General features: G+C 74.3%; 17 protein-coding genes, 1 tRNA gene and 1 pseudogene. 5 read left to right on the top strand and 14 right to left on the bottom strand.

Going from position 1 to position 22,779, the window contains the following annotated elements; all coding sequences use genetic code 11:
• Positions 1-42: 42 nt before the first annotated feature.
• From AB0M92_RS35020 to AB0M92_RS34990, 7 genes are all read right to left on the bottom strand, one after another.
• The gene (locus tag AB0M92_RS35020) at positions 43-819 is read right to left on the bottom strand and encodes an ABC transporter ATP-binding protein (protein WP_366106391.1); all 777 of its coding nucleotides are present in this window, start codon (positions 817-819) and stop codon (positions 43-45) included.
• Positions 816-3,620 (bottom strand): ATP-binding cassette domain-containing protein, encoded by a 2,805-nt coding sequence (locus AB0M92_RS35015; RefSeq protein ID WP_366106390.1) that lies wholly within the window; start codon positions 3,618-3,620, stop codon positions 816-818. Before AB0M92_RS35015 ends, AB0M92_RS35020 begins: the two co-directional genes overlap by 4 nt.
• A 10-nt stretch (positions 3,621-3,630) precedes the next feature.
• Positions 3,631-4,893: an ABC transporter substrate-binding protein gene (locus tag AB0M92_RS35010; protein WP_366106389.1), complete on the bottom strand. Its 1,263-nt coding sequence runs from the start codon at positions 4,891-4,893 to the stop codon at positions 3,631-3,633.
• 112 nt (positions 4,894-5,005) lie between these two features.
• Positions 5,006-6,829, bottom strand: a complete 1,824-nt coding sequence (locus AB0M92_RS35005; RefSeq protein WP_366106388.1) for a long-chain fatty acid--CoA ligase — start codon at positions 6,827-6,829, stop codon at positions 5,006-5,008.
• A gap of 256 nt (positions 6,830-7,085) precedes the next feature.
• Positions 7,086-8,726: a serine/threonine-protein kinase gene (locus tag AB0M92_RS35000; RefSeq protein WP_366106387.1), complete on the bottom strand. Its 1,641-nt coding sequence runs from the start codon at positions 8,724-8,726 to the stop codon at positions 7,086-7,088.
• Between the two features lie 107 nt (positions 8,727-8,833).
• Positions 8,834-8,921: transfer RNA gene (locus AB0M92_RS34995), tRNA-Leu, on the bottom strand.
• A 143-nt stretch (positions 8,922-9,064) separates the two neighbouring features.
• Positions 9,065-9,526, bottom strand: coding sequence for a hypothetical protein (locus AB0M92_RS34990; protein WP_366106386.1), 462 nt, complete (start codon positions 9,524-9,526; stop codon positions 9,065-9,067).
• A 147-nt stretch (positions 9,527-9,673) separates the two neighbouring features.
• On the opposite strand from AB0M92_RS34990, the gene AB0M92_RS34985 reads away from it, so the two are divergent.
• Positions 9,674-10,078, top strand: a complete 405-nt coding sequence (locus tag AB0M92_RS34985) for a hypothetical protein (protein ID WP_366106385.1) — start codon at positions 9,674-9,676, stop codon at positions 10,076-10,078.
• On the opposite strand, the gene AB0M92_RS34980 is transcribed toward AB0M92_RS34985, so the two are convergent.
• Positions 10,062-11,003, bottom strand: coding sequence for a beta-ketoacyl-ACP synthase III (locus AB0M92_RS34980; RefSeq protein WP_366106384.1), 942 nt, complete (start codon positions 11,001-11,003; stop codon positions 10,062-10,064). The genes AB0M92_RS34985 and AB0M92_RS34980 overlap by 17 nt on opposite strands.
• Positions 11,004-11,225: 222 nt before the next feature.
• Between AB0M92_RS34980 and fdhD the strand changes: the two genes are divergently transcribed.
• A complete protein-coding gene (gene fdhD / locus AB0M92_RS34975; protein ID WP_366106383.1) occupies positions 11,226-12,062 on the top strand; it encodes a formate dehydrogenase accessory sulfurtransferase FdhD in 837 nt (278 codons plus the stop codon).
• Between the two features lie 46 nt (positions 12,063-12,108).
• Here the strand turns inward: fdhD and AB0M92_RS34970 are convergent, their stop codons facing one another.
• Together AB0M92_RS34970 and AB0M92_RS34965 are read right to left on the bottom strand one after the other, a co-directional pair.
• Entirely contained in the window at positions 12,109-12,552 is a 444-nt protein-coding gene (locus AB0M92_RS34970; RefSeq protein ID WP_366106382.1) for a (2Fe-2S) ferredoxin domain-containing protein, read from the bottom strand.
• Positions 12,553-12,561: 9 nt separating this feature from the next.
• On the bottom strand, positions 12,562-13,614 hold the full coding sequence (locus tag AB0M92_RS34965; RefSeq protein WP_366106381.1) for a bile acid:sodium symporter family protein: 1,053 nt from the start codon (positions 13,612-13,614) through the stop codon (positions 12,562-12,564).
• A 143-nt stretch (positions 13,615-13,757) separates the two neighbouring features.
• Here AB0M92_RS34965 and AB0M92_RS34960 point away from each other — a divergent pair, with 143 nt between their 5' ends.
• Complete coding sequence (locus tag AB0M92_RS34960) at positions 13,758-14,609, top strand: LysR substrate-binding domain-containing protein (RefSeq protein ID WP_366106405.1); 852 nt, start codon at positions 13,758-13,760, stop codon at positions 14,607-14,609.
• 383 nt (positions 14,610-14,992) lie between these two features.
• On the opposite strand, the pseudogene AB0M92_RS34955 reads toward AB0M92_RS34960, so the two are convergent.
• Positions 14,993-15,712: pseudogene (locus tag AB0M92_RS34955) on the bottom strand (IclR family transcriptional regulator C-terminal domain-containing protein); the annotation flags it as partial.
• 815 nt (positions 15,713-16,527) lie between these two features.
• A complete protein-coding gene (locus tag AB0M92_RS34950) occupies positions 16,528-17,055 on the bottom strand; it encodes a sigma-70 family RNA polymerase sigma factor (protein ID WP_366106380.1) in 528 nt (175 codons plus the stop codon).
• Positions 17,056-17,614: 559 nt separating this feature from the next.
• Between AB0M92_RS34950 and metG the strand changes: the two genes are divergently transcribed.
• Complete coding sequence (metG, locus tag AB0M92_RS34945) at positions 17,615-19,330, top strand: methionine--tRNA ligase (RefSeq protein WP_366106379.1); 1,716 nt, start codon at positions 17,615-17,617, stop codon at positions 19,328-19,330.
• Between the two features lie 208 nt (positions 19,331-19,538).
• Complete coding sequence (locus AB0M92_RS34940) at positions 19,539-20,708, top strand: hypothetical protein (RefSeq protein ID WP_366106378.1); 1,170 nt, start codon at positions 19,539-19,541, stop codon at positions 20,706-20,708.
• Here the strand turns inward: AB0M92_RS34940 and AB0M92_RS34935 are convergent.
• Both AB0M92_RS34935 and AB0M92_RS34930 read right to left on the bottom strand, forming a co-directional pair.
• A complete protein-coding gene (locus AB0M92_RS34935; protein WP_366106377.1) occupies positions 20,684-21,352 on the bottom strand; it encodes a response regulator transcription factor in 669 nt (222 codons plus the stop codon). The two genes, AB0M92_RS34940 and AB0M92_RS34935, sit on opposite strands and share 25 nt — an antisense overlap.
• Positions 21,340-22,719 (bottom strand): sensor domain-containing protein, encoded by a 1,380-nt coding sequence (locus AB0M92_RS34930; RefSeq protein ID WP_366106376.1) that lies wholly within the window; start codon positions 22,717-22,719, stop codon positions 21,340-21,342. Before AB0M92_RS34930 ends, AB0M92_RS34935 begins: the two co-directional genes overlap by 13 nt.
• Between the last annotated feature and the right edge of the window lie 60 nt (positions 22,720-22,779).

The following is a 22,779-nucleotide window of genomic DNA, read 5'->3' as shown; positions in this document are numbered from 1 at the left end:
GCGTATTCCCGCCAAGGCGGCCCGCCCGGACCGGACACACCGTCAGGACACCCCCAGATAGGCCTCCCGGACGCGCGGATCGGCCCGGATGCCGGCGGGCGCGCCCTCGGCGAGGACCGCGCCGAGGTCCAGGACCACCACCCGCGTACAGAGGTCCATGACGAAGGCCACGTCGTGCTCCACCAGCAGCACCGCGCACCCCTCCTCCTCGGCCAGCCGGCGCACGACCGCCGCGAGCTGCTCCCGCTCGGGCGCGGACAATCCCGACGCGGGCTCGTCCAGCAGCAGGACGCGCGGCGGATCGGCCACCGCCCGGGCCAGCTCGGCCATGCGGGCCTGACCGACCGGCAGCCCGCCCGCGTACGAGGTCCCCAGCGCGCCGATCCCGCAGGCGGCGAGCACCCGCGCGCCGCGCTCGCGCCGCTCCCGCTCCCGGCGGCGGCGCGCCGGGGACCCCACGAGGTCGGCGGCGAACCCGCCCCCGCCGCCCCGCCACTCCTGCGCGACCAGCAGGTTCTCGGCCACGCTGAGCTGCCCGAACAACTGCTGCCGCTGGAACGTCCGGCGCATCCCGTGGCGGGCCCGCCAGACCGGGGAGCGGCGGGTGATGTCCACCCCGTCGAGCAGCATCCGCCCCCGGTCGGGCCGCCGGATCCCGGACAGCACGTCGAACAGGGTGGTCTTCCCGGCCCCGTTCGGCCCGATCAGAGCGCACACCTCCCCGGCCCGGACCCCGAGGTCCACCCCGGTCAGCGCCTTCACCCCGCCGAAGCGGACGCTGATGCCGGAGCACTCCAGCACGTACGGGCGCGCCGTCATGTGGCCCTCCCCAGGTAGGCCGCGGTGAGCCGGTCGGCCTCCACCTCGGCGCGCGGCCCGCACCAGGTGACCCGGCCACGTGAGAGGTAGGCGACGGTGTCGGCGACCCCGAGGATCCCGGCGGCCTTCTCCTCGACCAGCAGCAACGCGGTCCCGGCGTCGCGGAGCTCGGTGAGCAGCGCGTACACCTCCTCCACCACCCGCGGTGCCAGCCCCATCGAAGGCTCGTCGGCGATCAGCACCCCGGGCGGGCGCTGGAGCAGCGGAGCGAGGGCCAGCATCTGCTGTTCCCCGCCGGACAGGGACCCGGCGGCCACCCCGCGGCGCTCGGCGAGCCGGGGGAAGCGGCGGTAGACGGCGGCCCGCGCGTCCGCGTCGCGCAGGTACAGCGCGAGGTTCTCCTCGACGGTCAGCGCGGGGAAGACCCCCCGCCCCTCGGGCGCGAGGAGCACCCCGCTCCGGGCCCGCCGCACCGGCCCGTCGCGGGTCATGTCCCGCCCGTGCACGAGGACGCTCCCGCCCGTGGCCGCCACCGATCCGGCGGCGACCCGGCAGGCGGTGCTCTTCCCGGCCCCGTTCGGCCCGAGCACGACGAGGATCTCCCCCGGGCGGACGGCGAGACCGACCCCGCGCAGGACGAGCCCGCCGTCGTACCCGGCGGTGACGTCGCGCAGCTCCAGGGCGGGCCGCGCGGGCTCCGCGGGGCTTTCCCCGACCCCGCCCGGTCGCCGTTTCCCGGGCGCCTCCCCGGCCCGCGCCCCGAGCGCCGGCGAGGCCGAACCGGCCTGCCCGGCGCCGGACCCCCCTCCACCCGGCCCGGCCGGCGTCCGAGGTCCGGGGGTACGGGGGAGGAACTCCCGCGAGGGGTCCGGCCGTTGCCCGGCGATCGTCGCCCGGCGCTTGGCCAGGCGGACCGCGACCGCCGCGCAGTACCCGTCCGGATCGTTGGCCAGGGCCAGCCCGGCCAGGCCGAACAGGATCACCGGCAGGTGCGCGGACTGCGTCACGTAGTCCGACAGGACCCGCGGGGCCACCGCGAAGACCACCCCCGCCACCACCGCGTACTGCGGCCGCCGGACCCCCGCGGCCACCACCACCGCGAGCCACACCAGCCCCGTCATGGCCGTGAAGTCCGTCGCCGTGATCCGGGTGTTGTACGAGGCGAGCAGCACGCCCCCGAACCCCGCCAGCCCCGCCGACACCGTGAACAGCAGCAGCTTGGTCCGCAGGACGGACACCCCCGAGGCCAGCGCGGCCGCCGGCGCCGACCGTACGGCCAGCATCGCCCGCCCCGACGGGGAGTTCCGCAGCGCGCTCAGGGCGGCCGCGCACACCGCGACGAGCACCACCAGCGCCACCCCGAGCGCCCGGTCGTCGCCGAGGTCCACCGGCCCGAACACCGGCCGCGGGACCGACCACCCCGAGTCCCCGTTGCGCAGCCACCGCATCTGGAACAGCACCTGGTCCGCCAGGAACGCCAGGGCCAGCGTCGCCAGGGCCAGCGTCCGCCCGCCCAGCCGCAGCGCCGGCAGTGCGACCAGCGCCCCCAGCACCGCCGCTGCGCACGTGCCCACCGCCAGCGCGGCCACGAACGGCCAGCCCCGGCTCATCAGCAGCCCCGCCACCAGCGCGGCCCCCGTCACGAAGGTGCCCTGCGCCAGCGAGACCATCGCCCCGAGCCCCGTCACCACCGTGAAGGACATGAACACCAGCCCGAGGGCCAGCCCTTGCGCGAGCAGGCCGCTCCAGAACGGGGTGGTCACGGTGTAGAACGCCACGGCCAGCGCCCCGGCGGCCACCGCCCACGGCCCCCACCGCCGCGCCCAAGGGGCCCCCGCCAGATGGTCCGGCGCGGCGGCGTCCGCGTCCCCCGCCGCGGTCCCCGCCGTCCGTCCCCGCCGTGCCAGTACGAGCAGCCCGCCGAACAGGATCAGGAACGGCACCGCCGTGCGGAAGCCGGTGATCCCCTCGGCGAACGAGGCGTATCCGGCCACCAGGTTCTGGAGCACCCCCAGCCCCAGCCCGCCCGCGAACGCGAGCGGCACCGACGCGAACCGCCCGATCACCGCCGCGGTGGCCGACACGAACAGGAACAGGGTGAAGTCGTGCGCCGACAGCCCCAGCAGCGGCGTCGCCAGCACCCCCGCCAGCCCCGCCAGTGCCGACGAGATCATCCAGGCCACCGACGACAGCCGGTCGGCGCTGATCCCGCGCAGCTCGGTCAGCGAACGGTTGTCGACGGCCGCCCGCAGCTGCAGGCCCAGCCGCGTGTGCCGCATCAGCACCCACAGCCCCACCGCCACCAGGGCCGTCACCACCCACGTGATCAGCTGATCGGAGTCGACGCCCACGCCGTCGAACAGCTGCCAGCCGTGCGCCGGGCTCGGCCCCACCCCCGCCAGCCCGAACTGGTTCTCCGCGGGCTTCACCGGCGCGCCCGCGTCCCCCAGCAGCTCGACGGTCCACAGCCCGGCCGCCGGCAGGGCCACCAGCAGCCCGATCGTGGCCACGATCTGAGCCGTCTCGCCGACCCGCGCGAGCCGCCGGAACATCAGCCGGTCCAGCCCCCACCCGAGCCCGGGGGCCAGTACGCACACCACCAGCAGGGCGGCCGGGACGGCGGGCCAGCCCAGCCCGGAGTGCACCTCGTAGAAGGTCAGCGCGCACAGGTAGGCGGTGGCCCCGTGCGCGAAGTTGAACAGCCCGGACGCCGAGTACGACAGCACCAGCCCGGTGGCCAGCAGTGCGTACAGGGCGCCGGAGACCAGACCGCTCAGCACGAAGACGAGCAGATCTCCCATGCCGGGTCCCCTACGCGAAGGGGACGGGCTGACGGCACGCGAAGGGTACGGAGACCTCGTACGCCCCGCCGCGCAGCTGGACGAGCGCCCCGCAGCCGAAGCTGTCCTTCTGCCCCTTGGGCTCCGCGCGGTCGCCGACGAGCGTGCCGGTGTCGGAGAAGCCCTGCGCGGCGGCCTGGAAGGACTCGACGGTCAGCTCCCTGCCCGCCTTCTGCGCGATGGAGACGAACAGGTCCGCCGACATGTACCCGGTGAGGGCGTGCATGCTCAAGGGGACGTCCTGCCCGCCCGAAGCCGCCTTGATGTCGGCCTTGAACTGGGCCATCTTCGCGTCCGAGGACTCGAACGGCTGGAACTGCAGCAGCACGTGCACCCCGTCGAGGGCCTGCTTGGTCGCGTCCTTGGCGAGGAGCCCGGGATCGTAGTCGGTCGGGTCGGAGAGCAGCCCCCGGTAGCCGCTGCGCTTGAGGGCAGTGAACAGGCCGATGTTGTTCGGCGTCTGCATGACCGAGACCACGGCGTCCGGCGCCTTGCCGTCGTTGCTCTCCAGGATCTCCTTCACGTACGCCGACCAGTCGCTGGGCACCGCCGTCGCCGGTACGGAGGGCTTGGCGTAGGCGACCTTGAATCCGGCGGCCGCGAAGCCCTGCCGGAAGGTCCGGATGCCGAACTTCCCGGCGTCGCTGTCGTTGGCGATGACCGCGACCGACTTGCCCTGCGCGCCGCCGAGGAGTTGGCCGATCCCCTCGGGCCAGGTCTGGTTGAGGGTGCCGCCGGGGGAGGGGACCAGGCAGCCGTTGAACCCGTAGATGTACTCGGGTCCGCAGAAGGAGGGCAGGGTGCCCCAGCCGAAGGTCGGCACCTTCTCCTGCTCCAGGAAGTCGGCGCCGGAGAAGGTGACGGAGCTCATCGGGGCGACCGCGAAGACCTTGTCCTGCTGGACCAGCTTGCGGGCGGCGGCCATGTTCTTGGCGGGGTCCTGCCCGTCGTCCTCCGCGCCCAGGTAGTCGATCTTGCGCCCGTTGATCCCGCCCTCGGCGTTGGCCCTCATGTACCGGGCCTTCGCGCCGAGATCGGTGTCCTTCTTGCTGTATCCGCCGGCGGAGGTCATCGAGACGATCCCGCCGACCTTGATCGAGTCGGCGCTCACCCCGCGGGAGTTCCCGGCGGTGCCGGGCTTGCCGGGGGAGGAGCCGTCGGAGGCGGAGTTGCAGGCGGAGACGAGCGCGAGCGCCGCCGCCGCGGCGGCCAGGGTGCGGATCGGTCGCAGCATGTGTGGGATCCCCTCCGGTCGGAATCCCCGCATTCTGTGGGCGACCTGACGACTCGTCAATACGACCGGCATGGTCAAATGACGATGCGTCAGATACTGCCGGAGCGGCCCGTCAGGGCTGGTAGAGGGCCGCCACCTCCTGCGCGTACGCCTTCTCGATCGCCCGCCGCTTCAGCTTCAGCGAGGGCGTCAGCAGCCCCCGTTCCTCCGTGAACTGCTCCGCCAGCACCCGGAACGTGCGGATCGCCTCGGCCTGCGAGACCAGCGTGTTCGCGGCCACCACCGCGCGCCGCACCTCCGCCGTCAGATCCGGGTCGTGGACCAGGTGCGCCGCCGGCAGCTGCGGGCGCCCGCGCATCGACAGCCAGTGCGCGATCCCCTCCATGTCCAGCGTGAGCAGGGCGGCCACGTACGGCCGGTCGTTGCCCACCAGCACGCACTGCGCGACCAGCGGATGCGAGCGCACCCGCTCCTCCAGGGCGGTCGGGGAGACGCTCTTGCCGTTGGACGTCACCAGGATCTCCTTCTTGCGCCCGGTGATCGTGAGGTACCCGTCCTCGTCGAGGCGCCCCAGGTCCCCCGTCGCCAGCCAGCCGTCGCGCAGCACCGCCTCCGTCGCGCGCGGGTCGTTCAGGTAGCCGGAGAACACGTGGCTCCCGTGCAGCCACACCTCCCCGTCCTCGGCGATGTGCACCGTACTGCCGGGGATCGGCCGGCCCACCGTGCCGTACTTCGTCGCGCCCGGCGGGTTCGCGGTGGCCGCAGCGCAGGACTCGGTCAGGCCGTAGCCCTCGAACACCGTGATCCCGGCGCCGTCGAAGAACAGCCCCAGGCGGCGCGACATCGCCGACCCGCCCGACATGGCGTGCCGCACCCGGCCGCCCATCGCCTCGCGGACCTTCCCGTACACCAGCCTCTCGAAGAGCTGGTGCTCCATGCGCAGCCCCGCCGAGGGGCCCGGCCCGGTCCCGAACGCCTTCTGCTCGCGCGCCTCCGCGTACCGCACGGCCGTCTCGACCGCGCGGTCGAAGGGGCCCGTGCGGCCCTCCGCCTCCGCCTTGCGGCGGGCCGCCGCGAAGACCTTCTCGAAGACGTACGGGACCCCCAGCACGAACGTCGGCCGGAAGGCGGCGAGGTCCGGCAGCAGCTCGGCCGCCGCCAGCACCGGCTGGTGCCCCAGCTTCACCCGCGCCCGCACGGCCGCGACCTCCACCATCCGCCCGAACACGTGGGCGAGCGGCAGGAACAGCAGGGTGGAGGGCTGCTCCCCGGGCCCGGCCTGGAAGACCGACTCCCAGCGGGCCACCATCGTGTCGGCCTCGTACATGAAGTTGCCGTGCGTGAGCACGCACCCCTTGGGGCGCCCGGTGGTCCCCGAGGTGTAGATGATCGTGGCGACGGCGTCGGGCGTCACCGCCGCCCGGTGCCGGTGCACCAGGTCCTCGGCGACCCCGCGGCCGTCCGCCACGAGCGCGTCGACGGCTCCGGCGTCGAGCTGCCACAGCCGCCGCAGGTGCGGCAGCCGCTCGATGACGGACCCGACGGTCATGGCCTGGTCCTCGTCCTCGACGACGCAGGCGGTGCAGTCGGAATCCTGGAGGATCCAGTGCACCTGCTCGACGGAGGAGGTCGGGTAGACCGGCACGGGCTGGGCGCCGATGGCCCACAGGGCGAAGTCGAACAGGGTCCACTCGTACCGGGTCCGGGACATGACGGCGACCCGCTCCCCGAACCGGACCCCCTGGGCCAGCAGCCCCTTCGCCAGCGCGAGCACCTCGGCGGCGAGCTCCCCGGAGGTCACGTCCCGCCAGACCCCGTCGGTCTTGCGGCCCAGCACCACCCGGCCGGGGTCCTCCTGGGCATGGTGGAACACGGCGTCGGCGAGCCCGCCGACGGGCGCCGCAACAACGACTGGTGGGACGGTGATCTCGCGCATGCCCCGCTCCTCTCCGCGCAGCGCGGCGACGCTACCCCACACCTCATGAGGGTTGATCACCGAGCGAAGACCTCCACAAGACCTCCTCAGGGAGGCATGGAGGCCCGGCGGAAGGGAAACTCCCCGGCCCACGGCCCCGGAAACGCCGAACACCGCCCCGATCCCGCGCGGGGGCGGGACGGTGCGGCGTGCGTGCCCGGTGCGGCGAGAGCGCGTGCCGGGCGCCGCGGGGCAGGCGGGACTGTTCGGACGCCCGCTAGCTCCCCGGAACGAAGGAGTCCAGCGCGGCGTCGAAGTGGCTGCGCGCCTGCGCGAGCCGGCTGGTGGGCGCGGACACCCAGACGTCGTACAGGTGCCCGTCCTCCTGCCAGCACACGTCGAAGGTGTGCCGGGCGCCTTCGGCGGCGGTGAAGCCGTCCCAGGTGAACTCCCACAGGGCGGCGGGCAGCCCGTTGTGGGTGGTCGGTACGACCGTGCCGTCGCGGTAGCCCGGGTTGGTGGCCGGTCCGCTCGCGTGCGAGAGCCGCATGACGGTGACCGGCCCCTCGGACCCCGCGGGCTTCACCTTGACGCCGATGCGGAAGGCCCCGTCCGGGGACACGTAGAAGACGCGCTGGTCGTCGGTGCTGCGCTGGAAGCCGTCCGGTACGGCGAGGCTGAAGCCCTCGGCGTCGGACACCGACCGGTACCCGGCGGGTGCGGGCCTGGCCGCCGCGGGCGCGGCCGGCGACGGGGTACGGGCGGGCTTGGCGTCGGCGGGGGAAGGGGAGGGGGCGGTGGCCCGGCTCGATGCGGACGCGCCGGCCTGCGGCGTCTGCCGTGAGCCCTGAGCCGACCGCTCGCCGAACTGTGAGGTGACGGCCACGGCCCCGGCGACGGCGGCGGCGCACAGCGCCGCGATCAGCCCCGCCCGCAGGGCCGGCCGGGTCCGGCGCACCGGCGCGGACGGCCGTGCGACGTGCTCGGTCGGGGAGTGGGCGACCGTCCCACCGGGTCCGCCCGCGCCGTCCCCGGGCGCGGCTGAGGTCGCGGAGGCGGTCTCCGCATCCGGCCCGGGCGCCCGGTCGGCCACGGCGGGGACCGTACCGGTGCTCACGTACGCCGACAGCAGCCGCTCGGCCTCCGCCGCGTCCATCCGCCGCTCCGGGAGGCGCTCCAGCAGGCCGCGGACGACCGGGGCCAGCGGCCCGGCCTGCGCCGGTGCCCGGAACTCGGCGAACACGACGGCGTGCAGGACCCCGCCGAGCGAATCGCGGTGGAACGGCGACTTCCCGGTGAGCGCCGCGCACAGCAGGACGCCGAGCGACCACAGGTCGGACTCGGGGCCTGCGGCGGCTCCCCGCATGCGCTCGGGCGAGGTGTACTCGGGCGAGCCGACGAACGCGCCGGTCTCGCTGACGGTGGTGGAGCCGGCCAGGCTCGCGATGCCGAAGTCGGTGAGGACCACCCGGCCGGTGCCGGCCTCCAGGAGCACGTTGGCCGGCTTGACGTCCCGGTGCAGTACCCCGCGGGCATGCGCCGCGCGCAGGGCGCCGAGCAGGGCCAGCCCCGTCCGGGCGGTCTCGGCGGGGCCCAGCGGCCCCTCGGCGGCGAGCCGGTCGGCCAGCGAGCCGCCCTCGACGAGTTCCATGACGATGTGGGGGCGCCCGTCGTGCTCCACGACGTCGTGCACCACCACCACGTGCGGATGCCGGACCTTCGCGACGGTCCGGGCCTCCCGCAGGGCGCCCTTGGTCTCCGTGCCCCCGTCGACGTGGAGTTCCTTGACGGCGACGGGGCGGCCGAGGAGCTCGTCGGAGGCCTGCCAGACGGTCCCCATGCCACCTCGGCCCAACCGCTTCTCCAGGCGGTACCGCCCGGCGATCACGCTGCTGCTGCCCGGCCCGTCGTGCGACACGTTGTTTCCCCTCCGACCCCGTGCGCCCATGATGCCGTACCGCCGGATCCACCCCCGCGAACAGGAGCCGGAAACGCAAAAGAACCCCACCGAAGTGGGGTTCCCGCTGGTGTCCGAGGGGGGACTTGAACCCCCACGCCCGATAAAGGGCACTAGCACCTCAAGCTAGCGCGTCTGCCATTCCGCCACCCGGACCAGGTGGTCGGCCCCGGTTTCCCGCGGCGACAAGGACAACAATAGCAAAGGATCGGCGTGCCTCCGACCAGGTATTCGGGCCGGGCCGCTCGCTGACCTGCACGCATGTCCCCGGGGTCTCGGTGAGACTTCGCGTCTCGCCGTCAGCGGGCCGGTTCGCCGCGCTCGGCCCTCAGCCAGTCGTCGTTGCGCTGCCACGCGTAGAGGGTGGTGCCGTCCATGTAGGCGTAGTAGAGCCCGCAACGCGCGGTGGCCTTCCCCCGGGCGTCCGCGGGGAACCAGTCCTCCTTGAGCGCGACCTCCTCCTCCTGCGGCCGCGGCCCGGTCGTGCACGCGTCCGGGAGCCGCTCGTCCGGCAGGGTCGCCTTCAGCAGGCGGTCGCCGCCGGTCGTCCGCATCGCGTACCGCACCGACTCCGCCTCGTCCGCCAGCCAGCGCGGCACCGAGGCCCGGGCCGACTTCGCCTCCGCTCCCGTCGCGTACGCGTCCGACTCCTGGTGGCGGTTCCCGTACCGGTCGGCCGCGGCCGGGAGGGCGACGACGACCGCGAGCCCCACGGCCGAGACGACTGCGGCGACGGTCAGGATGACGGACCTGCGGATCATGGGGCTTTCGCTTCCCTCGGCGGCTGACGGCGTGCCTTCATCCTGCGGCCCCGCCCGGCGGCCGCGCGTCCTTCCGCCGGGCGGGATCCGCGTACACCTCAGGTCGTACGTCCCCGAGGAGACCTCCGGGGCGCGGGCCAGGTGGTGGTGATCTTCACCGTGCTGTTCTGGACGTACGGCGGCCACGCGCATCTGACCAACCAGTGGCGCCCCGCCCGACCGGACCGTGCGCAGAGTGCTGCTGATGATCGTCTCCGGCGAGTCCGTCATCGCGATCGGCATCGGCACGGCACGCTGCCGCTGTCCCCGGGCATCGCCGGCGGCGCCTTCCTCGCGCCGGCCGTTGCGTCGGCGCTGTGGTGGACGTACTGCGTGCGCGACGAGGGCCGGGCCGAGGAGGTCTTCGCCGAGACCGCCCCGGAGAAGCGTTTCAAGCTGGCGATGCTCGCGTACTACTACTACTACGCCTTCCCGCCCATGCTGCTCGGGACGCCCGGCGCCGAGGTCCGCTGGACCCCGGGCCGCCCGGCCGAGGCTACGGGCAGCGGATGACCTGGCCCGCGTACGAGAGGTTGCCGCCGAAGCCGAAGAGGAGGACCGGGGCCCCGGTGGGGATCTCCCCGCGCTGGACCAGCTTCGACAGCGCCATCGGGATGCTCGCGGCCGAGGTGTTGCCGGAGTCCACCACATCGCGGGCGACGACCGCGTTCACGGCGCCGATCCTGGCGGCGAGCGGCTCGATGATCCGCAGGTTCGCCTGGTGCAGGACGACGGCGGCCAGCTCCTCGGGGGTGATCCCGGCCTTCTCGCACACCTTGCGGGCGAGCGCCGGGAGCTGGCTGGTGGTCCAGCGGTAGACGGACTGGCCCTCCTGGGCGAAGACCGGCGGGGAGCCCTCGATGCGGACCGCGTGGCCCATCTCCGGGACCGAACCCCACAGGACCGGACCGATGCCCGGATCCTCGCAGGCCTCGACCACGGCCGCGCCCGCACCGTCGCCGGTCAGCACGCAGGTGGTCCGGTCGGTCCAGTCGGTGATCTCGGTCATCTTGTCGGCGCCGATGACCAGGGCGCGGGTGGCCGAGCCGGCCCGGATCGCGTGGTCGGCGGTGGCGAGGGCGTGGGTGAAGCCCGAACAGACGACGTTGAGGTCCATGACGGCGGGGCTGCCGCCCATGCCCAGCTTGGCCGCGACACGGGCGGCCATGTTGGGCGAACGGTCGATCGCGGTGGAGGTGGCCACCAGGACGAGGTCGATGTCGTCGGGGGTCAGCCCGGCGCCGGCCAGGGCCTTGCCCGCGGCGTGGAAGGCCAGCTCGTCCACCGGTTCGTCGGGGCCCGCCATGTGCCGGGTCTTGATGCCGACCCGGGAGCGGATCCACTCGTCGTTGGTGTCGACCATCGCCGCGAGGTCCTCGTTGGTGATCACTTTTGCGGGCTGGTAGTGCCCTAGCGCCACCACGCGTGAACCGGTCATGGGCGGGGTCCCCCTTGGTGCGGATGTCAGGATCACCCAGCTTGACCTGCTACCGATGGGTACGGGTGCACGTGACCCGACAGGATTACCGCCCCTTAATTTGGAGATTCCGGAGGATCTTCCTGCCGGGAGCGCCGCACGGCGCCGATCCGCGAGAATGGGCTCGTCAGCCGCACGAACGAGTGCGCGACGAGGACAGACAGAACGGGCGGGCTGATCACCATGGGACGGGTCACCGAGCGCCGTCGTGTCATCCGGGTGCGGAACGGGAAGGCCGGGGTCCGCCCCGACACACTGGTCGCCGAGGAGCCGCTGGAGATACGGCTGAACGGCAAGCCGCTGGCCATCACGATGCGCACCCCCGGCGACGATTTCGCGCTGGCCGTGGGCTTCCTGGTGAGTGAGGGCGTACTCGGCTCCGCGGCGGACGTACGGGCGGTGACCTACTGCGAGGGGGCCGGCGAGGACGGCTCCAACACCTACAACGTGGTCAACGTGCAGCTCGCCCCCGGGGTCCCGGTGCCCGACATCACCCTCGAACGCAACGTCTACACCACCTCCTCCTGCGGCCTCTGCGGAAAGGCCAGCCTCGACGCGGTGCGCACGGCGACCCGCTTCCCGGTCCGGCGGAGCGCCGCCGAGGACACCCTGCGGATTCCGGCGCGGCTCCTGGGCGAACTGCCCGACCGGCTCCGCGCGGCGCAGAAGGTGTTCGACAGCACCGGCGGGCTGCACGCGGCAGGGCTGTTCTCGCCGGAGGGCCAGCTGCTGGACGTACGGGAGGACGTCGGCCGGCACAACGCCGTGGACAAGATCGTCGGCCGGGCGCTCCAGGCGGGGCGCCTGCCCCTGGCGGGCGCGGTCCTGCTGGTGTCGGGCCGCGCCTCGTTCGAGCTGGCGCAGAAGGCGGTGATGGCGGGCATACCCGTCCTGGCCGCCGTCTCGGCCCCGTCCTCGCTGGCCGTGGACCTGGCCCTGGAGTCGGACCTGACGCTGGTCGGCTTCCTGCGCGGGCCGAACATGAACATCTACGCGGGAGAGGACCGGATCACGCTGTAGCGGTCCGTGGGCCGCCTGCCGCCTGCCGCCTGCCGCCTGCCGCGGGTCAGCGGCTCCGGCGCGTGCGGCCCTTGGTCCGCGCCCCGGACCTGGTCTCGGCCTCGGGCTTCGGCGGGTCGATGCGGTGGAGGTCCAGGGTCGCCGGGACCGGCGTGACGCCCGGTCCGCCGGACTGCGCCCACGCGATGACCTCGTCGGTCGCCGTGTCGTCCAGGGCCCAGCCGAACCAGGCCGCGCGGGCGCCCCGGCGGCGCGCCTCGGTGGTGGGCTGCACCACGATCACATTGGCCTGCGCGCACGGCCCGAGGCAGTCGCTCGTACGGACGGCCAGGCGGCCCTGCGACGCCGCCGCGGCCTCCCGCAGCCGGGCCAGCTGGCCGGCGTGGTCAGAGCCAGGGTTCTTGCGCGGGTCGCCGCAGCAGCAGCCCCGGCAGACCACCAGGGTGCAGGGGCGTTCGGCATGGGCGGCGAGCGGGCGTATCCAGGTCACCGCCGCACGTTACCGGCCCTGCGGCGCGGGGTGTTGGAGCGCCGACGAGACCTCCGCCACATGCCCGGCGGGCAGTTCGGCGTCCGCCTGCGGACCGGAGTCCCGGGCCCGGCGGCGCGCCAGCACCGCGCACACCATCAGCTGCATCTGGTGGAACAGCATCAGCGGCAGCACCGCGAGGCTCGCCTGGGCCCCGAACAGCACGCTGGCCATGGGCAGTCCGGCCGCGAGGCTCTTCTTCGACCCCGCGAACTGGATCGCGATCCGGTCCGCCCGGCCGAACCCGAGCCGCTTCGCCCCGTACCAGCTGACCAGCAGCATGACGGCCAGCAGTACGGCCTCCACCGCCATCAGCGCGCCCAGCCGCGCGGCGCTGACCTGGTGCCAGACCCCGGCGACCATGCCCGCGCCGAAGGCGGTGTACACGACGAGCAGGATCGAGCCGCGGTCCACGTACCCGAGGACCCTCTTGTTCCGGACCAGGAAGCCGCCGACCCAGCGGCGCAGCACCTGCCCCAGCAGGAACGGCAGCAGCAGCTGGAGGACGATCTTGAGGAGTGAGTCGAGGGAGAACCCGCCCGCGCCGCCGCCCAGCAGGCCGGCGGCGAGCAGCGGGGTGAGGACGATCCCGGCGAGGCTGGAGAAGGAGCCCGCGCAGATCGCGGCGGGCACGTTGCCGCGGGCGATCGAGGTGAAGGCGATCGAGGACTGGATGGTCGAGGGGACCAGGCAGAGGAAGAGCAGTCCGCTGTAGAGCGGGGGCGTCAGGAGGGTGGGGACGAGGCCGCGGGCAGCCAGGCCGAGCAGCGGGAAGAGCGCGAACGTGCAGGCCAGCACGGTGAGGTGGAGTCGCCAGTGGCGCAGGCCGTCGAGCGTTTCGCGAGTGGAGAGCCGGGCGCCGTAGAGGAAGAAGAGCAGGGCCACGGCCCCGGTGGCCGCGCCGTCGGCGATGGAGGCGGCCGGGCCGCGGGCCGGTAGCAGGGCGGCGAGGCCTACGGCGCCGAGCAGGGCCAGGATCCACGGGTCCAGGGGCGGCCGGGCGGGTATCTGCGGGCGGCGCATGTACGGGGGACTCTCCGGTCGGTGGGCGGCGCGGCTGGGGCCCTCTCATCGTCACGGGTGGGACGGTGATCGGGAAACCCGCACACCGCACTGACTGTCATCTCGTTCCGTGATGACGATGGCAGCATGGAGCCATGGGAGCCATGTACGACCCGGTCCAGCTGCGCACGTTCCTCACCGTGGCCCAGACGCTCAGCTTCACGCAGGCCGCGGGACGCCTGGGCGTGCGGCAGTCGACGGTCAGCCAGCAGGTACGGAGGCTGGAGGATGCGACGGGCCGGCCGCTCTTCCTGCGGGACACGCACAGCGTGGAGCTGACGCAGGACGGGGAGGCACTGCTGGGCTTCGCCCGGACCATCCTGGAGGCCCACGAGCGGGCGGCGGCCTATTTCACCGGGACGCGCCTGCGCGGGCTGCTGCGGTTCGGGGCCTCGGAGGACTTCGTGCTGACCCGGCTGCCGGAGATCCTGGAGGGCTTCCGCCACGAACACCCCGAGGTGGACCTGGAGCTTTCGGTCGAGCTGTCCGGAACCCTGCACGAACGGCTCGATGCGGGTCGGCTCGACCTCGTCCTGGCCAAGCGGCGCGGACCGGGGGACGAGCGGGGCCGGCTGGTGTGGCGGGACCGGATGGTGTGGATCGGGGCGGAGGGGCTGCGGGTGGATCCGGAGCGGCCCGTCCCGCTGATCGTCTTCCCGCCACCGGGGATCACCCGGGCCCGGGCGCTGGAGGTGCTGGAGCGGGACGGGCGGGGCTGGCGGATCGCCTGTACGAGCGGCAGCCTGAGCGGGCTGGTCGCGGCGGCCCGGGCCGGGCTCGGCGTAATGGCCCACACCCGGGGGCTCGTCCCGCCGGGGCTGGTCCGGGTTCCGGGGCTGCCGGAGCTCGGGTCGGTGGAGTTCGCGCTGCTGCGCGGCGGGCGCGGCTCTGCGGCGGCGGAGGCCCTGGCCTCCGCGATCCTCTCCGGCGCGGACCGCCTGACCCGGCCCGCCTGACCGCCGCGCGGGCGGTCCGGGCGGGGCGGTCAGGCGCGGCGGCGCTCGGGGCCCCGGCGCTCAGGGGCTCAGGTGCTCAGAACCACCAGACCCTCCGCCGTGGGGAGGGTGCCCCGGCTCAGCGGGGCGAAGGTGACCGGGAGGGACAGGCGGGGCTCCTCGGACTCGGGGAGGGGGCCGAAGAAGTACGCCGCCTCCGATGCCGTGTCACTGACCAGGTGGGGGTCGGCCGGCGAAGCGGTCGAACGGGTCAGCGGGGTGCGGAACAGCATGCGCAGGTGGCGCAGGGTCTCCGGGGCGACCCCGGAGGGCCGCGGCGGGGTCGCGGCGTCGGCGTTCGGCGCGTTCGGCGCGGCCGGGGCGTCCGGCGGGATCGCCCCCGACAGCAGCAGCGCCAAGAGCACCGGGACCGCCTTGCGGCGCAGGGCCTCGGTCGCCTCGTGCAGCCGGTGGGCGTGCGTCGCGGGCAGCGACAGCGCGAGGCTTCCGGCGGCGTCCCCGGTCGCGATCGGGACCGCCGAACAGACCACGCCGGGGGAGTACTCGCGCAGGTCGAAGACCGGCGCCCCCGGAGCCACCGCGTCGAGGGCGCTGAACAGGGCCCGGCTGTCGGTGATCGTCCGGGGGGTGAGCCGGGCCGGCCGGTACCGCGCGACGTGGTCGCGGCGCCGGTCCGCGTCGAGCTGCGTCAGCAGGCACTTGCCGACCGCGCTGGCGTGCGCGGCCGCCTTGAAGTCCACCCACTCCCGCACCGGCGGCGCTCCCGGCCCGTCCGCCATCTGCGTGATCCTGACCTCCCCCTCGGCGTACCGGCTCAGGTACACCGCCGCGCCCGCGCTGTCCCGGGCGAGGGCCAGGGTGCGCTGGAGCTGGCCCGCCAGCCCCCCGCCGCCGGGCGCGGCGAGCCGGTCGAGGGCGGGCCCGCGCGCGTAGACGCCCGCGCCGGGCCGGTACGCGTACTCCTCCTCGCACAGCATCGCCAGCAGCGGCCGCAGCTCCGCCTCGGCCAGGCCGGACTCCCGCCGCAGCTGGGCGGCCCGCACCCCCAGCGGATGCCGTTCCAGGACCCGTACGACGGCCAGCGCGCGCCGCGCCTGCGCCATGGCCTCGCCCGTGCCCGGGGGCCGCAGCACACCCGACCCCGACCCCGACCCCGACCCCGATCCCGATCCCGACCCCGACGCCGCGCGCCGCCGCGCCGCGGACGGTTCCGGCTCCGCCGCGGCCGGCGGCGTCGGGCGGAACGCGGCCAGCACCGAAGGCAGCCCGGGCCTGGGCAGCGGCACCGGGCCCAGGTCGGCGTCGTCGAGCTGGTCGACGTAGCGCAGCACGGTCGCCTGCGCGCACAGGCGCACCTCGCGCAGGTCCCGCCGGCCGCTCGGCCGGTAGCCCCGGCGGCCCAGTTCGCGCGCCCAGAACCGGGCGTCGTGGTGCTCCCCGCGCCGGGAGTGGTCGAGGAAGAGGCAGTACGCGGCCGAAGCGGTCCGCGCCCGGCCCGAACCGGCGGCGAACTGCCACCAGAAGCGGGCGCCCTCGCGCAGCCCGGCCAGGTGCAGCAGGCAGCCGAAGACCACGGCCCCGGCCAGATCCGCGTGCCCGCCCTCCGGCTCGGTGAAGGCGGTGAGCTGTGCCTCCGCCTTCGGGGCGCAGACGGTGGCCAGACAGAGGGCCTTGAGGTCGCGCCGGGCGCGTTCGGAGTCGAGCGGGCAGTCCCGCGCGGGATCGCTCCACCCGTACGCGGCCCGGCGCCGGGAGGGGGACGCGGCGGACCGTCCCCGGGAGGCGCGCAGCAGGCGGGCCTCGGCGGCGCCCAGGTCGTAGTGCGGGTAGCGGTCGCGGACGCCGGCCCGGGTCAGGAACTCGGCCAGGGAACGGCGGCCGGCCTCGCCGCCGCGTTCCTCCTTGCCCTCGCGGCGCCTCATGACTCGGGTGATTCGGCCGGGCCGGCCGAGTGGGCGCGGCCCGCCGGGCCGGCCGGTTCGGCGGAGGCGTCGAGCATGCGCGCGAGCCGCCGGTGGGCCTGGCCGAGCTGCGAGCGGACGGTGGCCTCGTCGACGCCCATCACCGAGGCCGCTTCCCCGGGGGTGCACTGGAGCCCGTAGCGCAGCAGCACGGCGTCGCGCTGGCGCTCGGCGAGCCGGGAGACGGCGCAGTAGAAGCGGATCGTGTCGGTCAGCACCTCGCACTGCTGATCGGCGCGGGCCTCCTTGAGGGCGGCCTCGAAGGCGCTGATGTCCATGGGTTCGGGGGCGGTGGGCTCGGGCGCCCAGGCGCCGCGCCGCTGCTGGCGGTCGACCAGGCGCTGCTTGAGGATGGTCCAGGCGTAGGCGTCGAGCCGGTCCATGTGGAGCATGCGTAACCACTCGTTCATGATCGAGTCGAAGGTGGCGTCCACCGCGTCCTCGGCCGCCGCGTCGGAACCCAGCTGCAGGTAAGCGAAACGCATGTACGAAGGCCGCCGGTTCGCGTGGAAGGCCCAGTACGACAGGCGTGCCGTCGGGTCCCACTGGCTCATGGGCGTCGGCCGCCGCCGCCGGCTGGGCAGTGGCAGTCCCACCGCCCCGCCGGACTCCTCTGGTCCGCCATCGCTCACCGTTCCACCTCACCTCGTCCCCTGTGCGCGGACAGCCTGGCAGTGCGGGCGCACCCCGGGAGCGCAGAAGAACGACGTCGAGGGATTACGTTCGGTGATGATCGACGGATGACCGACTTCGACCACCCGTGTGCCCAGTCGGTGTGTACGCATATGCCGGGGCCAAGCGGGGCCGCCGTGCACCGGCGTACGCCCGCCGGACCGGTGTCCGCGGTGATCCGCTCCGGCTGTAACATGGGCCCATTGCGAGGGCCGTGACGCAGAGGTCACCACCCTCGCTTTTGCGTTACGCCCACCGACGTCCACCCCCCGAAAATGCGGCACGTGGCCTTTCGGCGGTTCGATACGATGAACCGCATCACAATCCGTCACGTCACGTTGTCACCGCATATATGAAATGGAGCATCCGAGGATGGCTCGACACCTGATCACCAGCGCGCTTCCCTACATCAACGGGATCAAGCACCTGGGCAACATGGTCGGGTCGATGCTTCCGGCGGATGTGTACTCCCGGTACCTCCGCCAGCGCGGCCACGAGGTCCTGTACATCTGCGCCACCGACGAGCACGGCACCCCCGCCGAGCTCGCCGCGAAGGAGGCCGGCCTCTCGGTCGCCGAGTTCTGCGCGCAGGCCCACGACGCCCAGAAGGCGGTCTACGACGGCTTCGAGCTGTCCTTCGACCACTTCGGCCGCAGCTCCTCGGCGCAGAACCGGGAGATCACCCAGCACTTCGCGCGGCAGCTCCAGGCGAACGGGTTCATCGAGGAGCGCGCGATCCGACAGGTGTACTCGCCGGTCGACGGCCGCTTCCTGCCGGACCGCTACGTCGAGGGCACCTGCCCGCACTGCGGTTACGACAAGGCCCGCGGCGACCAGTGCGAGAACTGCACCCGCGTCCTGGACCCCACGGACCTGATCGAGCCCCGCTCGGCGATCTCCGGCTCCACCGAGCTGGAGGTCCGCGAGACCAAGCACCTCTTCCTCCTCCAGTCCAAGCTCCAGGTCGAGGTCGAGGCCTGGGTGGCCGAGCACGAGGAGGAGTGGCCGCAGCTGGCCTCCTCCATCGCCCGCAAGTGGCTGACCGAGGGCCTGCACGACCGCGCCATCACCCGCGACCTGGACTGGGGCGTGCCGGTACCGGCCGACACCTGGCCCGAACTGGCCGCCGACGGCAAGGTCTTCTACGTCTGGTTCGACGCCCCGATCGAGTACATCGCCGCCACCAAGGAGTGGGCGGACGCCGACCCGGCGAACCGCGACTACAAGTCGTGGTGGTACGAGGCCGAGGACGTGCGCTACACGCAGTTCATGGCCAAGGACAACGTCCCGTTCCACACGGTGATGTTCCCGGCCACCGAGATCGGCACCCGCGAGCCGTGGAAGAAGGTCGACTACGTCAAGGCCTTCAACTGGCTGACGTACTACGGCGGCAAGTTCTCCACCTCGCAGAAGCGCGGCGTCTTCACCGACCAGGCGCTGGAGACCCTCCCCGCCGACTTCTGGCGCTACTTCCTCATCGCCAACGCGCCCGAGTCCGACGACTCCTCCTTCACGTGGGAGCACTTCACCACCACGGTCAACAAGGACCTGGGCGGCACCCTCGGCAACTTCGTCAACCGCGTGCTGACCTTCTCCCGCAAGAAGTTCGGCGACGAGGTCCCGGCGGGCAGCCCGGCCGGCGAGGCCGAGGCCAAGCTGGGCGAGCAGATCGCCGAGCTGCTGGCCGAGTACGAGGGCCACATGGACTCCCTCCAGTACCGCAAGGCCGCGGCCGCGCTGCGCGCCCTGTGGTCGGCCGGCAACGCCTACCTCGACGAGAAGGCGCCCTGGCTGGAGGTCAAGACCGACCTGGACGGCGCGGCGCTGACCCTGCGCACCGCCATGAACCTGATCCACCTCTACTCGGTGGTCTCGGAACCCTTCATCCCGGCCTCGGCGCGCACCATGCGCTCCTCGTTCGCGCTGGCCGACGACACGACGACGTGGATCAGCCCGGAGCAGGCCAAGTCCCTGGACGCGGTCCCGGCCGGTACGCCGTTCACCGTGCCGCCGGTGCTCTTCGCGCGCATCGCCGAGGAGGACCTCCAGTCCTACCGCGAGCGCTTCGGCGGCACCGAGACCGCCTGACCGGCCCTGCCCGGTCCCGGGCCCGAGCCGAAGGGGCGCGACCTTCCGAGGCCGCGCCCCTTCGCCGTACCCCCGCCCCGGCGGGTGGGCGGGACGGTGGGCGGGACGGTGGGCGGGGTGAGTGGGCGGGTGGGGTAGGGAAAACCCGACCGCGAAGTGTCCACCTGGGGGGACCGACCCGGCGCGGCCGAGCGGCTGGAATGGGCCCATGACCCCTTCCCCTCCCGTGTTGCGGACCCTCGGCTGGCTCGTGGCGGCCGCCTGGGCACTGTCCTTCCCGTTCGTGTCCGCGCTGGGACCGCACCGGCTGTGGGGCTGCTGCGCGGCGGCCGGCTACCTCTGCGCCGCGGCCCTCGACGCCCGCCGGCCGCGCGCCGCCGTCGCCGCCGCCCTCACGGGCGCGATCGCCGTCCCCCTGCTGTGGCTCGTCCTGAGCGGGCAGGGCCAGTCCGAGGTGAGCGTCATCGAGCGCTCCGGCCGGCTGCTCCTGGAGACCGGGCGGATGTACGTGGACCGGCCGGCGGGGGTCGGGGAGTACACCCCGTACCTGCCGGGCATGGCGGTCTTCGGCATCCCGCACGCCGTGCTGGGCGGGCCGCTGGGCGATGCCCGGCTCTGGTGCGCCGCCGCGCTGTTCGGCGGCCTGTGGGCCGGACGCCGGCTGCTCGGCGCCACGCCCGCCCCCTGGCTGCCGCTGCTGGTGGCCTCGCCGGTGGTGGCCCTGCCGCTGACCGTGAGCGGGGTGGACCTCCCGCTGGCCGGGCTGCTCTGCCTGGCGCTGGCGGCCGCGGCGGCCGGGCGGCCGGTCCTGACCGGAGCGGTGCTCGCCGCGGCCTGCGCGCTGAAGTGGACGGCGCTGCCCGCGGTGGCCGTGGCGGTCGCGCTGCTCGCCGTCCTCGGCGGCCGACGGGCCGCGGTGCGCTGCGCGCTGGTGGCCCTGTCGGGCACGGCCGCGCTGATCCTGCCCAGTGCGGTGCTCCAGCCGGCGGAGCTGTGGCGGCAGGTGTTCGCGTTCCCGACCGGGCGGGCCGAGGTCCCGACCCCGGCGGGCAGCCCGCTCCCCGGGCACCTGCTGGCCGAACTGGGTCCGTGGGGCTGGTGCCTGACGGTGGCCCTGCTGGCGCTGGGGGGCCTCGCGGTGGCCGCCTCCCTGGCGCTGCGCCCGCCACGTACGGTGGTCGCCGCCGCCGACCGCCTCGCGATCGGCCTCGCGCTGGCCTTCGCCCTGGCCCCGGCGGGCCGCTTCGGCTACCTCGCGCTGCCGGTGCTCCTGGCGGTCTGGGCACGGTCGGTGGCCCTGCCCGGTTCCTCCCTCGTCGTGGCCGGATCCGCGGCCGGCCGCGCGGAACGGGGTCAGCCCTCCGCGCCCCGCAGATGAGCCAGTACGGCCAGGACGCGCCGGTTGCCCTGGGATGGGTCGAGATCCAGCTTCATGAAGATGCTGCTCGCGTGCTTGACGACGGCGGCCTCGCTGACGAACAACCGGGCGGCCAGGGCCTGGTTGTTGAGGCCCTCGGCCATCAGGGCCAGCACCTCGCGCTCGCGCGGGGTGAGCCGGGCGAGCGGCCGGTCCGCCGCCTGCCGGCCCAGCAGGACGCGCACCACCTCGGGATCGATGACCGTCCGGCCGGCCGCCACCCGTTCCAGGGCGTCGAGGAACTCCGCGACCTCCCCGACCCGGTCCTTGAGGAGATAGCCCAGCCCGCCCGTGTCGCCCGCCGCCGCGCCGGCCGTGAGCAGCTGGGTCGCGTACGCGGTCGCGACGTACTGCGAGAGCACCAGCACCGGCAACGAGCCGTCCCGGGAGCGCAGTTCCAGGGCGGCGCGCAGCCCCTCGTCGCGGAAGCCGGGCGGCATCCGGACGTCGGTGACCACCGCATCGGGCCGTTCGGCCTCCACCGCCCGCACCAGCGCGTCGGCGTCGGCCACGGCGGCGAGGACCCGGTGGCCGCCGCGGGTCAGGAGTTCCGTCAGCCCGGCGCGCAGCAGGACCGAGTCCTCCGCGAGGATCAGCCGGAGCACGGCACCTCCACGCGGAGCTCCGTCGGTCCGCCCACCGGACTGGACACCACCAGCCTGCCCTGCAACATGGCCACCCTGTCCGCGAGACCCGCCAGGCCCGCTCCCGCGCCGGGATCCGCCCCGCCGCGGCCGTCGTCGGTGACGGAGAGGGTCAGCCGGCCACCGTCGACCCTACCGGCGATGCCGATGCGGGAGGCACCACTGTGCTTGGCCGCGTTGGCCAGGGCCTCGGTCACGGTGAAGTACGCCGTGAGCTCCACCGGTTCGGGCAGCCGGGGCACCCCGTCCAGGTCGACCGTGACCGGTACGGGATAGCGCAGCGCGACCTCCGCGACGGCGGCCGCGAGCCCGTGGTCGGTGAGCACTTGCGGATGGATCCCCCGCACGAGGTCCCGCAGTTGCTCCAGCGCCCGGCGTGCCTCCCCGCGGCCCCGGGCCACCAGCGCGGCCGCGTCGGCGGCCTGCGGCACCCGGCGCAGCTCCAGCTCGGCGAGGCCGAGGGTCATGCCCAGGGCGACCAGCTGCTGCTGCGCGCCGTCGTGCAGGTCCCGCTCGATCCGCCGCCGTTCGGCCTCGAAGGCCTCCACCAGACGCACCCGGGAGCGGGTGAGCTCCAGCACCCGGGGGTCCTCCTCGCGTGCCCCGAGCAGCGAACGCGCCGTCTTCACCTGCGCCCCCGCGAGCAGCCCGGCCGCGTACGCGGCCAGCACGAGCCCGGCCAGTCCGACGGCGGTGGCGCCCAGGGCCTCCAGCGGGCCGGAGGCGGCCCTGCCGGGGATCAGCATCACGGTCTCGGGGGCGAGGGCCCACACGACGACCGGGCTCGCCACGAGGATCAGGGAGAGAGCGAGCAGGCCGACGATCGCGAAGCCCGCCGCGCCGAACGCCGGGCCGAGCAGGGCCGCGTAGCCGAACTCCCGCCACGTGGCCCGCTCGCGCAGCCGGGTCCGCAGCCAGGCGAGCGCACCGGCTCCGGCGAGCGAGGTGTGCGGATCCGGCACCGGGACCGGCTCCACCCACCGCAGCCGCCACCGCTCCAGGGCGCCGAGCGGCACCCCGCCCGCGACGGCGCCGAGCAGCAGGAGCAGCCCGATCCCGGCCACCGCCAGGAGCACCCCCAGCCCGAGGAGCACCGCCAGCGCGAGCAGGACCCCGTACCCGAGGACCGTTCCGCTGCCCAGGTACGCCCAGCAGCGCCACGGCCACCACGAGACGAGGAAGCGGGCCGGTGCCTTCAGCGCGGCCCATACGGCCACCGGCGGTGCACCGCGCTGCGGTTCGGCGCCCTGTCGTTCGGCGCCCCGGGACGGCTCGCGCGCCTCCCGGGGGGCGGTGGATTCGGGCGTGGGGGGCGTGCGGGCTGACATGCGGTCAGCGTAGGCGAGGGCGGCTCGGGCCCGGCGCGCAGGTGCGGGAGGTCCCGCGGA

This window comes from Streptomyces sp. NPDC051582 (assembly GCF_040681715.1).
Taxonomy (GTDB): Bacteria; Actinomycetota; Actinomycetes; order Streptomycetales; family Streptomycetaceae; genus Streptomyces.
Note: the sequence above shows the minus strand (reverse complement) of the source record. Positions and strands in the feature narration are given on the sequence as shown.

Excerpts from the sequence above, each read along its gene's own strand:
- AB0M92_RS34990 (WP_366106386.1), bottom strand. The coding sequence starts at position 9,526 with ATGATCCGCAGGTCCGTCATCCTGACCGTCGCCGCAGTCGTCTCGGCC.
- AB0M92_RS35015 (WP_366106390.1), bottom strand. The coding sequence starts at position 3,620 with ATGGGAGATCTGCTCGTCTTCGTGCTGAGCGGTCTGGTCTCCGGCGCC.
- AB0M92_RS34960 (WP_366106405.1), top strand. The coding sequence starts at position 13,758 with ATGTACGACCCGGTCCAGCTGCGCACGTTCCTCACCGTGGCCCAGACG.
- AB0M92_RS34980 (WP_366106384.1), bottom strand. The coding sequence starts at position 11,003 with ATGACCGGTTCACGCGTGGTGGCGCTAGGGCACTACCAGCCCGCAAAA.
- AB0M92_RS35020 (WP_366106391.1), bottom strand. The coding sequence starts at position 819 with ATGACGGCGCGCCCGTACGTGCTGGAGTGCTCCGGCATCAGCGTCCGC.
- metG (WP_366106379.1), top strand. The coding sequence starts at position 17,615 with ATGGCTCGACACCTGATCACCAGCGCGCTTCCCTACATCAACGGGATC.
- fdhD (WP_366106383.1), top strand. The coding sequence starts at position 11,226 with ATGGGACGGGTCACCGAGCGCCGTCGTGTCATCCGGGTGCGGAACGGG.
- AB0M92_RS35010 (WP_366106389.1), bottom strand. The coding sequence starts at position 4,893 with ATGCTGCGACCGATCCGCACCCTGGCCGCCGCGGCGGCGGCGCTCGCG.
- AB0M92_RS34950 (WP_366106380.1), bottom strand. The coding sequence starts at position 17,055 with ATGCGTTTCGCTTACCTGCAGCTGGGTTCCGACGCGGCGGCCGAGGAC.
- AB0M92_RS34940 (WP_366106378.1), top strand. The coding sequence starts at position 19,539 with ATGACCCCTTCCCCTCCCGTGTTGCGGACCCTCGGCTGGCTCGTGGCG.
- AB0M92_RS34930 (WP_366106376.1), bottom strand. The coding sequence starts at position 22,719 with ATGTCAGCCCGCACGCCCCCCACGCCCGAATCCACCGCCCCCCGGGAG.
- AB0M92_RS35005 (WP_366106388.1), bottom strand. The coding sequence starts at position 6,829 with ATGCGCGAGATCACCGTCCCACCAGTCGTTGTTGCGGCGCCCGTCGGC.
- AB0M92_RS34965 (WP_366106381.1), bottom strand. The coding sequence starts at position 13,614 with ATGCGCCGCCCGCAGATACCCGCCCGGCCGCCCCTGGACCCGTGGATC.